The following is a 14,425-nucleotide window of genomic DNA, read 5'->3' on the forward strand; positions in this document are numbered from 1 at the left end:
CACCCCCTGAACCGCCCACATCGCACCACACCGGTCACTCCGGGTGCGACCACAGCTGCCACAGAGTAGCCACCGCAGACTGCAGGTGGAAACTGACCAACATCCCGTGAACTCATTACACAGTCCCTGCGCATACCCGGAAACGCGAATCGGGTGGTCCGAGGTTGCCCTCGTCCCACCCGATTCGTTCGGTCGGTTGTGTGCGGGGTCAGCCGCCGCTGCCGCCGCCGTACGCGCCACCCAGAAGGCGGCTGCGACGCTTGCGGTTCTTTTCGTCGTCGGCCTTCGCGTTGTCCGCCTTGGAGTCCGACGGCTTCTTCTTGGAATCGTCTTCCTTTTTCCCGAAAACGCCCATCCGCTTCATCCTTTCTTTACGCCAGTGGGTCCGAAAGGAACCGGGTGAAAATCGATCCCTGCCTTCGCAGGATAGCGCAGGGTACCGCCGAGCGCACCCTCGGCGACCCATATCCCAGGGATTTCCCGGCTCTCGGGAAAAAGAACCGGCCGGGTCGCCGGGTGGACGTCGATACCGGCGCAAACCGGACATCGACCCCAACCCGGGCGGCCCGGCCGGCCCAGGAAAAACGATCAGCGGATGTACTGCGGGGTGACCTTCGGCGGCCACTGGCCGATGCACAGGATGCCCTGCGAGTACGCCTTCGAGACCAGCGCCGAGCGGTTCGGCGACTTGAACTGCCGCAGCATCGCGCCGACGTGGTACTCGATCCCTTGCCGGCTGAGGTAGAGCTTGGAAGCCAGCTGCACGGTCGAAATCCCGGCCGCGACGCCCTCGAGCACCTTCGCGTCGAGCTCACTGAGCAGCTTGGTCTTCTCGATCGCCGGGCGCGGGGCCTCCGCGGCGCGGTCCGGCTTGATCAGCACGACGATCGTGGTGACCTGGCCGGACTGGCTGCGCACCGCGATGCCGGTCAGCCCGCCCGAGAGCACCGGCTGCGCGGGCCGGACGCCCACCAGGCGCGCGCTGAAGCGGTCCCGGCGGCCTTCGTTCAGCCGCGCCAGCTGCTGGAGGGTGAACTGTTTCGCACTCGGGTGCACGAAGTCCACAAAGCTCTGTCCAAAAACGTCGGACGCGGTCCGGCCCAGCTGGCGGAGAAAGTCACCATTGGCCTCGATCACCCGGAGGTCGGGCGCCAGATTCGCGATGCAGACATCGGACATGTCGCAGGAGGGGACGTTCTGATTCTGTCTCTCGGCGACGGCCGGAAGGCCGTGCGCCATGGCCGCCGGACGCTCGACCAAGGAATCGACACGCGTGTTCATAGAGTTCGAACCCCCAGATTCGTTCTACGTTTTCGTAGGCATTGTCCACGGACGAAAGACGTCGACGACCCCCGAGCTCTCCCCTCAAGAGGGTCCACGGCACCTGTCCGGATGGGTTCTTCACACCACCCCAGCGGAAAACTCGAGTTCCTTCCCCAGAACGATCCTCGAGTCCACCCGGCCAGATCCGCTTCGGTCCGTTTCGTTGGAAACAAACCAAACGACGTCTCGTACGCTAGCCAACGGGGTATGGCCCGTCAATGCCGGTGCGGGGGTTGGGGGCTAACACTGGGGTCCGCCCGACCGGAGGTACGGCACCCCGGGACACACCTACGGTCGGGCGGCACCGGGCGTTCACCCTCCGCCCGCGAAGGGTTCAGCCCTCGGTGGTCGTGACCGACAGCTGCTGGACGCCGAACACACCGCCGGCGTGGAACGGCACCGGGGCACCCGGGGTGATCCGCAGGTGCTCGAACCGCTCGAACAGCAGCTCCAGCGCGATCCGCCCCTCGAGCCGCGCCAGCGGCGCACCCAGGCAGAAGTGGATGCCGTGCCCGAACGCGGCGTGGCTGTTCGGCTTGCGGTCCAGGTCGAACCGCCCGGGGTCGGTGAACTCGCGCTCGTCGTAGTTCGCCGACACCACCCAGGCCCAGACGATCGAGTCGGCGGGGATCACCGTGCCGGCCACCTCGGTGTCGGCCGTGGTCACCCGGACCACCCGGGGGAACGGCGGCCGCAGCCGCAGCACCTCCTCGAGCAGCGGCTCCACCAGCGCCGGGTCGGCCCGCACCTGCTCGTAGACGCCGGGGGCGTCCTCCAGGCAGAGCAGCACGTTGCCGAGCAACATGGTGGTGGTGACGTGCCCGGCGAGCAGCAGCAGCGCGGTGAAGTTGCCGACCTCCTCGTCGGTCAGCCGCTCGCCGTCGATCGAGGACTCCACGAGCCGGGTCAGCAGGTCGTCGCGGGGCCGGGCGCGCCGGTCGGCGATCTGGGCGTTGAGGTACGCCTCCATCTCCTCGATCGCGATGGCCAGCTTCTCGCCGGTGCTGGGGTCGTCGACCTGCAGGGCCATCAGCGCCTCGGCCCAGCCCCGGAACAGCGCGCGATCCGTGGCGGGCACGCCCAGCAGCTCGGCGATGACGATCACCGGCAGCGGGTAGGCCAGCACGTCGACCAGGTCGAACTCCGTCGCGTCGGGCTTGACCTCGGCCAGCAGCTCCCGGGTGAGCTCGGTGATCCGCGGCTCGAGGTCGGCGACGACCTTCGGGGTGAACGCCTGGCTGACCAGGCGGCGCAGCTTGCGGTGCTCGGGCGGGTCGATGACCAGCAGGGTGCCGGGGGGCGCCTGGTCCCCGGGGGAGGTCAGGCGCGTCGTGTCCGAGGAGAACAGCTGCGCGTCGGTGCTGACGCGGCGGACGTCGGCGGACCGGAACACGTGCCACGCCCCGGCCTCGTCCTGCCACACGGGCGTGTCCGCCCGCATCTTCTCCAGCCAGGTCAGCAGGGAGGCGCCGCCGTCCGGGGCGATCTCCGGGGCAGCGGTCAGCTCGGTGGTGTCCACGTCGAATTCACTCCTGGGTCGGGCGGTCAGGCGGTCAGGCGGGCCTCGACGCGGTCCGCGGCCGCCGCGGCACCCCCGGCGTCGGTGATGTGCTCGCGCATCCGCGCCACGCGCTCGTGCGCGCCGGCGTCCTCGGCGAGGTCGGTGACGGCTTCGAGCAGCGACTCCGCCCCGACGGCGCCGGGCTCCAGCCGGACCCCGAGGCCGAGCTCGGCGAGCCGGTCGGCGACGAGCTCCTGCTCCAGCGTGCGGGGCACGACCACCGGCGGGACGCCCAGCGCGAGCGACTCCATGGTGCTGCCCATCCCGGCGTGCGAGACGAACCCGCTCGCCCGGCTCAGCACGGCCGGCTGCGGCACCCACGGGTGCAGCTCGAAGTTCGGCGGCACCGGGCCCAGCTCCGCCGGCGAGACCAGGCGCCCGATCGTCATGACGACGTGCCACGGCGAGCCGGCGAACGCTTCGAGGCACGAGGCGAAGAACTCGCGCTGGTGGTGGTAGCCGAAGCTGCCCATGGCGATCAGCAGCACCGGCCGGTCGTCCGGCGGGGTCCAGCCGCCCGCGCGGTCGCCGAGGCAGGGGCCGACGAAGGCGAACCCGTCGTCGAAGGTGTCGCCGCCGGGCTGGAACTCCCGGGGCAGGAAGACGAGTTTGGTGTCCTCACGGGCTTCCGCGAGCTCGGCGGCGGAGGTGCCCGGCAGGTGCTCGGCGAGCACGTCCCCGACCACCGACGCGGCCTTGGCGAGCGCGGGGTGCTCCGGGTCGGGCGCGGGGACCTTGCCCGCCATCGAGGCGTACGGCGAGAACCGTTCGCTGGCCACGAAAGTCGAGCACGACAGGATGGCCGGGATCGCCCACTTGCGGGCGAGCAGACGTCCGGTGGGGTACCCGAAAGCGTCGTACAGGAAGACGTCCGGCCGGTCGGCTTCGAAGGCGCCGAGCGCCGTCGGCAGCGGCGCGAAGCCTTCCAGCGCCTGGGCGAGGCCCGCCTCCGCGACGACGTCGCCGGTGATCTCCTCCGGGATCGCCACGGTGTCCCACGACTTCGGCACGTGGGACTCGTACGGCAGCACCGTGGCGCCGGTGGCGCGCACGGCATCGGCGTACTGCTCGGCCACGACGTAGCTCACCCGGTGGCCGCGGCGCACGAGTTCGGCCGCCACGGGCAGCGTCGGATTGAGGTGCCCGTGGGCGGGATAGTTGAGGAAGGCGATGTGGCTTCCCGGCGGGGGAGTCATGCATCGAAAGCTAGTCGCGCGCGGCGGGCAGTCAACCATGTCTAGGCGAACCCCTCGGGTCACGCCGTGAGCAGGGAAAAGGGGATTCTCCGTGTGCTACCCGTAGACATGTCCGATTTTGCGAACTGGAGGAACCGGCCGTGATCCTGATCGTGCACCCGATCTCCGGCAGGTTCGCGCCGTGACCGGCACCCTGCCCGTCGTGCCGGCGCCTGCCGCCCGGCCCGCCACCTCCGACGTGATGGTCGAAGCCGAGGGGATCACCAAGAACTTCGGCAAGGTCCGCGCGCTCGACGACGTCAGCCTGCAGGTGCCGCGCGGCACCGTGTGCGGGCTGCTGGGCCACAACGGCGCCGGCAAGACGACCTTGGTCAACGTGCTGACCACGCTGGTTACGCCGACGTCGGGCCGGGCGAGTGTCGCCGGGCTGGACGTGCAGCGCGACGCCGTGGCCCTGCGCAGCCGCATCGGGCTCACCGGCCAGTTCGCATCGGTGGACGAGCAGCTTTCCGGCTTCCGCAACCTGATCCTGATCGCCCGCCTGCTCGGCGCCTCCACCAAGGAGGCCAAGGAACGGGCGGACGAGCTGCTGACCGCGTTCGGCCTGCGCGAAGCGGCCGGGCGCCCGGCGAAGACCTACTCCGGTGGCATGCGGCGGCGGCTCGACCTGGCCGCCAGCCTGGTCGGCCACCCCGACGTGATCTTCCTCGACGAGCCGACGACGGGCCTCGACCCGGCGGCCCGGATCGCCATGTGGGAGATCGTCGAACAGCTCGTGCGCGACGGCTCGACCGTGCTGCTCACCACGCAGATGCTCGACGAAGCCGACCGGCTCGCCGACAAGATCGTCGTGCTGGCCCAGGGAAAGGTGATCGCCGCCGGCACCTCGGCCTCGCTCAAGGCGCAGGTCGGCAAGCGCACGGTCACCCTGACGCTGGCCGACAAGCCCGACGCCGAGCGCGCCGCGGACGCCGTGCGCCTCGCCGGGCTGGACCCGCGGGTGTCCGGAGTGGACGAACTGGCCGGGCTCGCGCTGACCGTGCCGGTGGAGAAGTCCACCGACCTCGTGCGCGTGGTCCGGGCGCTCGACGACGTCGCGGTCGAGCCGGTCGAGCTGGCGCTGGTCGACCCGCGGCTCGACGACGTGTACCTCGCGCTCTCCGGCGGGCCGGTCGATTCCCCCACAGACACCGAGAGGCACTGACCCATGAGCGCACCGACGACGTTGTCCACTTCGGACCATTCCGCGGTGGCCGGACCGGGCGGCAGCGGTCCGTGGCGGGGCACCTCGGTGCCGATGCAGATCATCATCCTCACCGGCCGCTCGCTGCGGGCGGTCGTGGCGTCCCGGGCACTCGTGCTGCTGGGCCTGCTGCAGCCGCTCATCATGCTGATCCTGTTCAGCCAGGTGTTCGCGAGCCTGGCCGGCACCAGCTCGTTCCCGGCCGGGGTGTCCTACATCGACTACCTGATGCCGGCGGTGCTGGTGATGGGCTCGCTGTCGGTGGCGCTGCAGTCGGGCGTCGGCCTGCTCGACGACATGCGCAACGGCGTCGTGGCCCGGTTCCGCACGCTGCCGATCGCGTCGGCGTCGGTGCTGGTGGCGCGCAGCCTCGCGGACGTCGTGCGGCACGCGCTGCAGCTGGCGATCATGCTGGTGCTGGCCGCGACGCTGTTCGGGTTCTCGCCCGGCGGCGGCTTCACCGGCGTGCTGCTGGCGTGGCTGATGTGCATCGCGGTGGGCTGGTCGCTCAGCTGGATGTTCATGGCGATCGGCGTGTGGATCTCCAACGTCGAGGTGATGCAGGGCGTCACGTCCATGGTGATGTTCCCGCTGATGTTCGCGTCCTCGGCCTACGTCCCGCTGTCGTCGCTGCCGGCGTGGCTGCGCGCGGTGGCCACGGTCAACCCGCTGACGTACTCGGTCGACGCGTCGCGCAACCTGGCGCTGGGCAACCCGGTGGGGATCGGCGGTCTGGCGGCACTGGGCGCGGCCGGCCTGATCGGCATCACGGGGGCGATCGTCGCCACGCGGGGCTTCCGCCGCTCCGCCTGAGGTTCCGGACGCAGTGAATGACTCATTCCTGGCGTTGGACGCCAGGAATGAGTCATTCACTGCATCGGGCCGAGGCCGAAACCCCTACTTCTGCTTCGCCAGCAAGGCTTCCAGGGCGTCGGCGGCCGCGGCCGCGCCGCCCGCCTGCTCGATCTCCTTGGCCATCAGCCCGAGCCGGGCGGTCAGCGAGTCGTCGGCCGCCATCGCCGTCACCGCGTCGAAGATCACCTGGCCGCTCGCCTCGGTGACCGGGATGTGCCGGCCGAGGCCCAGCTCCGCGACGCGGTGGGCGTTGGCCAGGGTCTCGCCGCTGTGGGAGACCGCGACGATCGGGACCTCGTAGCGCAGCGCCTCCAGGACGCTGCCCATCCCGGCCTGGCACACGAGCGCCGACGCGTACTTCAGCACCGACGGGTGCGGCATCCAGTTGTGCGCCTCGACGTTCGGCGGCAGCTCGCCGAGCGCGGCCAGGTCCGCGCCGCGCCCCAGGGTCAGCACCACGTGCCACGGCGTGCCGCGGAACGCCTCGATGCAGCCGGTGAAGAACCCGAGGTCCTTGCTCATCGACGTGCCCAGCGAGATCAGCACCACGGGCCGGCCGTCGCCCGGCGGGGTCCAGTGGCCTTCGAGGGGCCGGCAGTCCACGGTCGGGCCGACGAACAGGTACCGCGAACCGAAGGTCTCGCTCCCGTAGTGGAACGCCTTCGGGATGAAGACCAGGCGAGGCTCGTCGCCGGCCGGGCTGAGGCTTTCCATCGCCAGGTTCGGGTCCAGGCCGTGGCGGGTGAGCAGCGCCGAGACGCCGGCGCCGAACTCCTCGCCGAACCGCGCCAGGCGCGGGTCCTGGTGGTCGAAGTCGGTCGCGGCCGGGTGGTCCTCGGGCGGCTGGGGCGAGCCGGGGATCTCGTCGTCGTCGTTCTCGATGAAGACGGGGCAGCTCTCGACGAGCGGGATGTCCCAGGCGCGCCCGAGCACGCGGGCGGCGTTCCCGCTGATCGTGTCGTGGACGATGAGGTCGGGCCGGTCGCCGGAAAAGCGCTCCAGCGCCGGTTCGAGCGCCGCGAAGCCTTCGCGCATCAGGTCGATGATCATCGTGACGGCGTCGTCGGCGCTGTCGACCTTGGTGACCGACGCGGGGAAGTCCGAGTGGTACGGCAGCACGTCGGCGGGGCTGTCGCGCAGCAGGCCGGTGAACTGGTCGGCGACGACGAACGTGACCCGGTGGCCCCGCTCGGCGAGCGCTGCGACCGGGCCCAGCATCGGGTTGATGTGCCCGACGCCCGGAAAGCTGAAGAAGACGATGTGCCGGCCCTGGGTCATCGCTGGAGTATCGCGAGAAAGCCCAGGCCGGAGCCGGTTTCGCGGCGAAGTCTAGGGGAATCCCTCGGGCTCGTTACCCTCACTTTACGTGCTTAAACATCACTTCAGAGTGACTACGAAGGTTGCGGATCCGCGCGTCTTGATCGACTTTCGTTGCTCGGAATGAGGACTCCCGGCCGTCTCGCGGGAGGGGTCACCTTGGGTCTACTTGAGGTATGACCCTTACCAGTGAGACCACCGACAGCCGGCCGGGCCGCACGCGCCCGGCGTTCGCGCGGACTCCGGTTCTCCTGATCGCGGGAGTCGCCGGAGCCCTGCTCCTCATCGCCAGCCGGAACTACGGGTTCTCCTTCGACGAGGCCTACTTCGTGGTGGCCGGCCGCGACCACCCCGCGTGGGGCTACTTCGACCAGCCACCGCTGGTGCCGTTCTTGGCCGCGGGGCTGGACCACCTGTTCCCCGGCTCGCTGGTCGCTCTGCGGCTGCCCGCCACGCTCGCCGCCGTCGGCGGGATCGTGCTGAGCGCGCTGATCGCCCGCGAGCTGGGCGGCCGCCGGGTCGCGCAGACCGTCGCCGCCGCGGCGTACGCGATGTCCGGCGCCACGCTGATCTGCCACTACCTCGCGACCTACTCGATCGACCCGTTCTTCTGGTCGCTCATCGTCTGGCTGGTCGTGCGGTGGACCCGGCAGCGGCGCGAGGGCGTGGCCGACGACCGGCTGCTGTTCGCCGCCGGGCTCGTCACGGCCGTGTCGCTGCAGACGAAGTTCCTGGTGCCTGCCCTGTGGGTGGCGCTCGCCGCGGCGTCGCTGGTCTTCGGGCCGCGCGACCTCGTGCGCCGTCCGCTGCTGTGGGCGGGCGCGCTCGTCGCGACGCTGACCACGGTGCCGACGCTGGTCTGGCAGGCCGCCAACGGCTGGCCGTACGCCCGGATGTCCGAGGTCGTCGCGGCCGAGTTCCCGGGCACCGGCCCGTTCCTGCTCGAGCTCCTGTCCGGGCCCGGCCTGGTGATCGGCGTGCCGCTCGCGCTGTTCGGCTTCGGGCGCCTGCTCGCCGCGCGTGACCTGCGGCCCTACCGCTTCCTGGGCGTCGCGTTCCTGCTGCTGATCGTGGCCTACCTGCTGACCTCCGGCCGCTCTTACTACGTCTACAGCCTGTACGCGCTGCTGTTCGCGGCCGGTGCCGTGGGCCTGCAGGACGTCAAGTGGCCCACGGCCGCGAAGGCGGTCGGCTGGCTCCTGGTCGCGGCGTCGGTCCTGCAGGCGCTCGTGGCGATGCCGATCTACCCGAAGTCCTGGGCCGAGCGAATTCCGGACGTGCCGCTGGTGCCGTTGACGGCGAAGGTCTTCGTGCAGTCCGACGGTCAGCTGGGCCAGCTCTCCGACGCCGTGGTGCAGGTCTACCGGTCGCTGCCGCCGGAGCAGCGCGCCCGGACGGCGATCATGACCGACAGCTACGCGTTCGCCGCCGACCTCCAGCTCTTCGGCGCCGAGCGTGGACTTCCGAACGTCTACAGCGCGCACCGCGGGTACTTCTACTTCGGGCACCCGGACGAGAGCGTCGACAGCGTCCTGTTCGTCGGCGACGCGAGCCCGCTGGTGACTGGGGCGTTCGCCCACCGGCAGGACGTCGTGCCGCAGCTGATGACCGTCTTCAGTGGACGCAACACCGCGTGGGACGCCTTGTGGCCCAAGCTGCGTACGCAGTAGGTCAGCCCTTGAGCGGCTCCCACCAGTCGCGGTTGTTCTTGTACCAGTCGACGGTGTCGCGCAGGCCGGTGTCGATGTCGACCTGCGGGGTGTAGCCGAGCTCGGTGGAGATCTTCGTGATGTCCACCGAGTAGCGGCGGTCGTGGCCCTTGCGGTCCTCGACCGGCCGGATGGCGGTGTGGTCGCGGCCGGTGACTTCGAGCAGCCGCTCGGTGAGCTCGCGGTTGGTCAGCTCGGTGCCGCCGCCGATGTTGTAGACCTCGCCGGCGCGTCCTCGCTCGGCCACCAGCTGGATGCCGCGGCAATGGTCTTCGACGTGCAGCCAGTCGCGGACGTTGAGGCCGTCGCCGTAGAGCGGCACCTGGAGCCCGTCGACCAGGTTGGTGACGAACAGCGGGATGACCTTCTCCGGGTACTGGTACGGCCCGTAGTTGTTGGAGCAGCGCGTGATCGAGGCGTTGAGCCCGTGGGTGATGAAGAAGGCGCGGACCAGCAGGTCCGAGGACGCCTTGGACGCCGAGTAGGGCGAGTTGGGGGCGACCGGGTGGTCCTCGGGCCAGGAGCCCTCGTCGATGGAGCCGTACACCTCGTCGGTGGACACGTGGACGAACTTGCCGACCTCGCGCTCGAGCGCGGCCTGCAGCAGGGTCTGGGTGCCGAGCACGTTGGTGCGGACGAACTCCGCCGAGCCCGCGATCGAACGGTCCACATGGGACTCGGCGGCGAAGTGCACGACGAGGTCGGTGCCGGTCAGCTCCCGCTCGACGACCTCGGGGTCGCAGATGTCGCCGACGACGACACGCAGGCGTTCGTCGGCGGCGACCGGCGCCAGGTTCGCGCGGTTGCCCGCGTAGGTGAACTTGTCGAGCACGACCAGCTCGTCCGGCTCGAAACCGGCGTAGTGGCCGGAAAGCACGTTGCGGACGTAGGCCGAGCCGATGAAACCGGCGCCGCCGGTGACCACCATGCGCATGGGAAGGATCCTCCGGGGGTTCAGACCGTGGTGAGCGGCCGCGCGCGGCGCGCGAAGTCCATGACGTACTCGCCGTAGCCCGAGCTGCCGATCCGCTCGCCCAGCGCGTAGCACCGGTCGGCGTCGATGAAGCCCATGCGCAGCGCGATCTCTTCGAGGCAGGCGATCTGCACGCCCTGGCGTGCCTCCATCGTCTGCACGTACTGGCCGGCGTCCAGCAGCGACTTGTGCGTGCCGGTGTCCAGCCAGGCGAAGCCGCGGCCGAGGTCGACGCAGCTTGCGCGGCCCCGGTCGAGGTAGACGTTGTTGAGGTCGGTGATCTCCAGCTCGCCGCGCGCGGACGGCTTGAGCCCCTTGGCGATCTCGACCACGTCGTTGTCGTAGAAGTAGAGGCCGGTGAGCGCCAGGTTCGACTTCGGGTCGGCCGGCTTCTCCTCGATGGAGATCAGGTTCCCGTCGGCGTCGACCTCGCCGATGCCGTGGCGGTGCGGGTCGGAGACCTCGTAGCCGAACAGGACGCAGCCCTTGAGGTCGTGGGTCGCGGCGCGCAGCATGTCCGAGAAACCCTGCCCGTGGAAGATGTTGTCGCCGAGGATGAGGGCGGAGGTGTCGTCGCCGATGTGCTCCTCGCCGATGATGAAGGCCTCCGCGAGACCGTTCGGGTGGGCCTGCTCGGCGTAGCTGAGCTGAAGGCCGAGCTCGGCCCCGTCGCCGAGCAGCCGCTTGAACGCGGGCAGGTCGTGCGGGGTCGAGATGAGCAGGATCTCGGTGATGCCGGCGAGCATCAGCACCGACAGCGGGTAGTAGATCATCGGCTTGTTGTAGACCGGGACGAGCTGCTTGGAGACGCCCAGCGTGACCGGATGCAGTCGGGAGCCACTGCCGCCGGCCAGGATGATGCCTTTCATGTGGGCCCCACGTTCTTGGTCGGTAAGGATCGCGGTCGGCCCGACCCTAAGCGCGGGAGTAGTAGGAGAATCTCCAGTCCTGGCCCGGCGGACCCTTCGCACGGGTCGGGCCACCGGCACCGCGGGAGCCGCCGCCGGACGTCATGAACGACTCGTTCATGACGTCGGACGAGGTGAAAGGGTCGTTCATGGCATCGCGGCGGGGGTCAGCGGTGGGCGGACTTCTGGCGCGTCTCCGTCGTCGGCACGTACGACGGCAGGTCCGCGGCGATGCGGAACCCGCCGTCCGGCGTCGGGCCGGCCTGGAGGGTGCCGCCGACCAGCTCGACGCGGTGGCGCAGGCTGGACAGGCCGAGCCCGGAGCCGCTGCCGGCCAGCACCTCGTCCGGTTGGCGGCGGGGCGGGGTGTTGACGACGCGGATGCCGACGCCGTCCGGCCGGTAGCGCAGTTCGACGCGGATCTCGGCGCCCGCGGCGTGTTTGCGGGCGTTGGTCAGCGCCTCCTGGACGATCCGGTGGACCGTGCGCGCGATCGTGGGGGACATCTGCGAGCGCTCGCCTTCGACGTCCAGCTCCACCGGGATCCCGGCCGCGACCGACTCGGCGACCAGCGTCGAGGGGTCGGGCGTCTGCTCCGGCGTGCCCGCCGAGCCGGTGCGCGGGCTCGGGTTCGCCATCCGTTCGGAGATGTCGGCCGAGGTCGTGTTCAGCACCCCGACCAGGTCGCGCAGCTCGTCGAGCGCCATCGCGCCGCGGGCGCGGATCTCCTCGGCGGCCTTGCGGACGTCGGGTTCCTTCGAGCTGATGCCCAGCGCCCCGGCGTGCAGGACCATCAGGCTGAGCCCGTGGGTGAGGACGTCGTGCATCTCCGCGGCGAGGCGGCGGCGCTCTTCGAACCGGGCCTGCTCGGCCAGCAGGTGCGTCTCGCGCTCGGCCCGCTCGGCGCGGTCGCGCAGCTCCTGCAGCAGCTGCTTGCGCGCGTCCAGGTAGAGCACGACCGCCGCGGGGCCGATCGTGCTGAGCAGGCCGACCGGGGTGATGGTCCAGCTGGGTGCCCACGGTTCGCTGCCGATGACCGCGAAAGCGCCGACGAAGGCGAACGCGACGCGCGGGCTCTCCAGCCGGACCAGGAAGATCACGATGACCGACGTGACGCGGGGCAGGATCAGCGGGCTGGCCGGGTCCTCGGGGGAGAGCAGGCCGGGGGTGAGCGCGTCGGCCAACACCGTCGCGAAGGTCACCGCCAGCGCGATGCCCGCGACCGTCTTGGGGAAGCGGCGCAGCCCGAGCACCGAGACGTCGACCACCAGCTGGAGGATCAGGTCGGCGCGGGGGCCGGCCCAGCCGGTCGTGGGGTGGCTGTTGATGCTGATCGCCACGTCGAGCGCGCCGAAGATCACCGCCACGCTGAGCAGGGTCGCCAGTTCGTGCTTGGGCCCCACACGGGCGCCAAGCTGCTCACGCAGCGTGGTTCGAGTACCTGGAGTGACGTCCGACACGGGCTCCACGTTAGCTCCCGGGTCACCCGCCCGGAGGCTGACCGCCGCTTCCCGGACCGGACTAGCGACGAAAGTTGCCCCGCGGTGGACGGACCGACAACTTTCGTTGGTTCCCCTTCACCCCGTCGGCCCACGGGCAACAAGGGGGACCTCAAGTCTTGGTTAAATGTCCAGTTTTAGGCGCTCGGTAATGCTACAAGTATGTCACCCGTCCGGGTGGTGGTCTTCGCTGACAGCATGCGTCGCGCCTGGTACGGTCACCTGTTAGTGGAGGAAGTGGCACAGATCGGACACTGCCGGTGGTTTTCATCCCGGCGGCGGTGTCAATAGCGTTCGGACGGTCAGATCCTTCGGCGGCTCTGGGGGCTGCGGGAAAGGGCTCGGTTTTGCCGGGCTTGCAGGAAAGGTCGATGGCGGCATGTCGGAACCCACTCCGAATCCGGTCTTCGCCGGTGATCCGGGCACGTTGTCCCGGTGTGCGGTACTCGCGTGGACGGAGTCCGCGCAGGCCGCGCTGGTGGACGGAACGCCCGATGGCGGCGTCCGCGCCCTGCTCACGGGCTTCGAAGCGACGGCCGCGGGCCGGTCTGCGAATATTCTTCGTCTTTCCGGCGGGGGCGTCGCCGAGCCTCCCGAGTTCCACGCGCTCACCGAACTGTTCGCGGGTCACGCCGATCCGGGCGGAGCCATTGCGCGCACGCTGGAACTGCCCGCGGAAGACGGTTCCGCACTCCACCGGAAATTCCGCACTCTGCGGTCGCTGCTGCTTTCGGGACCATTGCGGAAAAAGAATTCGGTGATCGTCGTCGAAGACGCCCAATGGTGCGACGAATCGTCGGTGCGGTTCTTCGACTTCCTGCTGCGGTGCGGCCGCGCGGAGCGGTTTCTGCTCGTCCTCTGCCGCCGCCCCGACGAGTCCGGCCCCGGCACCTGGGCGCTGGGGCAGATCGGTGCGCAGGACCGGTGCCACCGCTGGGAAGTCGCCGCGTCGAGCCCGGTCGACGCGCTGGCCGGGCTGTCCGCGCAGGCACGGACCGTGGCCACCGCCGTCGCGGTCCTCGACGAACAGAACGTGACGAGGGTGGCCGCTTTGTGCGGGCTGCCCGCGCGGCCGGTGCGGATCGCCATCGACGGAATTCGACGCGCGAATCTGTTCGCCGGAAGCGTGCTCGACCGGTCGGTCCGATCCCGCCTGCTCGCGGAAACGCCCGCCGAAGAACTCGCTCACCTGCATTTGCGCGCCGCCAGGGTGCTCAACGACGACGCCCGGCCCGCCGCCGAGGTCGCCCCGCACCTCGGCGCGCTGCCGCGGCTCGAGGAGCGCTGGATGATCGACCTCGCGCTCGAAGCCGCGACCGCCGCGGAGCACCGGGGCGACCCGGCGAGCGCGGTCGCCCACCTGTCCCGCGCGGCCGCCGCCGAGCCGGCCCGGCTCGACGTCCGGCTGGCGCTGGCCGCCGCCCGGCTCGAGCTCGACCCGGAAGCGGCGATGACCGAGCTGCGCACGGCCGCCGGCCACGCCCGCGACCGGCGTGACCACTGCGCCGTGGCTGTGCTGTTCGCGCTCGCGGTCACCGCGGCGGACGCCGCGGGCCGGCGGCAGGCGCCGCTCGGCGGCCTGGTCGACCGGCTGGCCAAACGGCTCGGCACGGACTCGCCCGCGGTGCCGGTGGCGGCGCTCGCCGCCGCGGCCACGACCCGGGAGGCCGCGCGCGGCCTGCTGCGGGACCGGGCCGCGACCGCCCCCCGCGCGGCCGCGGCCCGCCACCCCGGTGCCCGGGACCTCGCGGACCGGTGGGGGACCCCCGCACACGGCCGGCCCGGGCGCGGGGGCGCCCCGGGCAGCCCCCGCCCCCGGGGGGCGCGGGCACAACGGGAGA

General features: G+C 70.7%; 12 protein-coding genes. 4 read left to right on the forward strand and 8 right to left on the reverse strand.

The window, feature by feature from the left end:
* Positions 1-208 precede the first annotated feature (208 nt).
* The 4 genes from AB0C38_RS15505 to AB0C38_RS15520 form a co-directional block, all read right to left on the reverse strand.
* Positions 209-355: a hypothetical protein gene (locus AB0C38_RS15505; RefSeq protein WP_155545886.1), complete on the reverse strand. Its 147-nt coding sequence runs from the start codon at positions 353-355 to the stop codon at positions 209-211.
* A 233-nt stretch (positions 356-588) separates the two neighbouring features.
* Positions 589-1,179: a LuxR C-terminal-related transcriptional regulator gene (locus tag AB0C38_RS15510; RefSeq protein ID WP_360672630.1), complete on the reverse strand. Its 591-nt coding sequence runs from the start codon at positions 1,177-1,179 to the stop codon at positions 589-591.
* 478 nt (positions 1,180-1,657) lie between these two features.
* Positions 1,658-2,842 carry a cytochrome P450 gene (locus AB0C38_RS15515; protein ID WP_360672633.1) on the reverse strand — a complete coding sequence of 395 codons (1,185 nt, stop codon included), beginning with the start codon at positions 2,840-2,842 and terminating at the stop codon, positions 1,658-1,660.
* A gap of 26 nt (positions 2,843-2,868) precedes the next feature.
* On the reverse strand, positions 2,869-4,080 hold the full coding sequence (locus AB0C38_RS15520) for a macrolide family glycosyltransferase (protein ID WP_360672636.1): 1,212 nt from the start codon (positions 4,078-4,080) through the stop codon (positions 2,869-2,871).
* A gap of 181 nt (positions 4,081-4,261) precedes the next feature.
* On the opposite strand from AB0C38_RS15520, the gene AB0C38_RS15525 reads away from it, so the two are divergent.
* Both AB0C38_RS15525 and AB0C38_RS15530 read left to right on the forward strand, forming a co-directional pair.
* Positions 4,262-5,284: an ATP-binding cassette domain-containing protein gene (locus tag AB0C38_RS15525; protein WP_360672640.1), complete on the forward strand. Its 1,023-nt coding sequence runs from the start codon at positions 4,262-4,264 to the stop codon at positions 5,282-5,284.
* 3 nt (positions 5,285-5,287) lie between these two features.
* The gene (locus AB0C38_RS15530; RefSeq protein ID WP_360672643.1) at positions 5,288-6,136 is read left to right on the forward strand and encodes an ABC transporter permease; all 849 of its coding nucleotides are present in this window, start codon (positions 5,288-5,290) and stop codon (positions 6,134-6,136) included.
* A gap of 84 nt (positions 6,137-6,220) precedes the next feature.
* On the opposite strand, the gene AB0C38_RS15535 is transcribed toward AB0C38_RS15530, so the two are convergent.
* Complete coding sequence (locus tag AB0C38_RS15535) at positions 6,221-7,456, reverse strand: macrolide family glycosyltransferase (protein ID WP_360672646.1); 1,236 nt, start codon at positions 7,454-7,456, stop codon at positions 6,221-6,223.
* Positions 7,457-7,671: 215 nt separating this feature from the next.
* Between AB0C38_RS15535 and AB0C38_RS15540 the strand changes: the two genes are divergently transcribed.
* Positions 7,672-9,165 carry a glycosyltransferase family 39 protein gene (locus tag AB0C38_RS15540; RefSeq protein ID WP_360672649.1) on the forward strand — a complete coding sequence of 498 codons (1,494 nt, stop codon included), beginning with the start codon at positions 7,672-7,674 and terminating at the stop codon, positions 9,163-9,165.
* Position 9,166: 1 nt separating this feature from the next.
* Here the strand turns inward: AB0C38_RS15540 and rfbB are convergent, their stop codons facing one another.
* The 3 genes from rfbB to AB0C38_RS15555 form a co-directional block, all read right to left on the reverse strand.
* Positions 9,167-10,138: a dTDP-glucose 4,6-dehydratase gene (rfbB, locus tag AB0C38_RS15545; protein WP_360672652.1), complete on the reverse strand. Its 972-nt coding sequence runs from the start codon at positions 10,136-10,138 to the stop codon at positions 9,167-9,169.
* A gap of 20 nt (positions 10,139-10,158) precedes the next feature.
* Positions 10,159-11,046 (reverse strand): glucose-1-phosphate thymidylyltransferase RfbA, encoded by an 888-nt coding sequence (gene rfbA, locus AB0C38_RS15550; protein WP_360672655.1) that lies wholly within the window; start codon positions 11,044-11,046, stop codon positions 10,159-10,161.
* Positions 11,047-11,252: 206 nt separating this feature from the next.
* Positions 11,253-12,545 (reverse strand): histidine kinase, encoded by a 1,293-nt coding sequence (locus tag AB0C38_RS15555; RefSeq protein ID WP_360672658.1) that lies wholly within the window; start codon positions 12,543-12,545, stop codon positions 11,253-11,255.
* A 418-nt stretch (positions 12,546-12,963) separates the two neighbouring features.
* Between AB0C38_RS15555 and AB0C38_RS15560 the strand changes: the two genes are divergently transcribed.
* On the forward strand, positions 12,964-14,425 hold a 1,462-nt coding region (locus AB0C38_RS15560; RefSeq protein WP_360672661.1), incomplete at its 3' end, for an ATP-binding protein.

This window comes from Amycolatopsis sp. NPDC048633 (genome assembly GCF_040650695.1).
Lineage (GTDB): Bacteria > Actinomycetota > Actinomycetes > Mycobacteriales > Pseudonocardiaceae > Amycolatopsis.

Coding starts and splice junctions, on each gene's coding strand:
- AB0C38_RS15530 (WP_360672643.1), top strand. CDS start 5,288: ATGAGCGCACCGACGACGTTGTCCACTTCGGACCATTCCGCGGTGGCC.
- rfbA (WP_360672655.1), bottom strand. CDS start 11,046: ATGAAAGGCATCATCCTGGCCGGCGGCAGTGGCTCCCGACTGCATCCG.
- rfbB (WP_360672652.1), bottom strand. CDS start 10,138: ATGCGCATGGTGGTCACCGGCGGCGCCGGTTTCATCGGCTCGGCCTAC.
- AB0C38_RS15505 (WP_155545886.1), bottom strand. CDS start 355: ATGGGCGTTTTCGGGAAAAAGGAAGACGATTCCAAGAAGAAGCCGTCG.
- AB0C38_RS15535 (WP_360672646.1), bottom strand. CDS start 7,456: ATGACCCAGGGCCGGCACATCGTCTTCTTCAGCTTTCCGGGCGTCGGG.
- AB0C38_RS15520 (WP_360672636.1), bottom strand. CDS start 4,080: ATGACTCCCCCGCCGGGAAGCCACATCGCCTTCCTCAACTATCCCGCC.
- AB0C38_RS15540 (WP_360672649.1), top strand. CDS start 7,672: ATGACCCTTACCAGTGAGACCACCGACAGCCGGCCGGGCCGCACGCGC.
- AB0C38_RS15510 (WP_360672630.1), bottom strand. CDS start 1,179: ATGTCCGATGTCTGCATCGCGAATCTGGCGCCCGACCTCCGGGTGATC.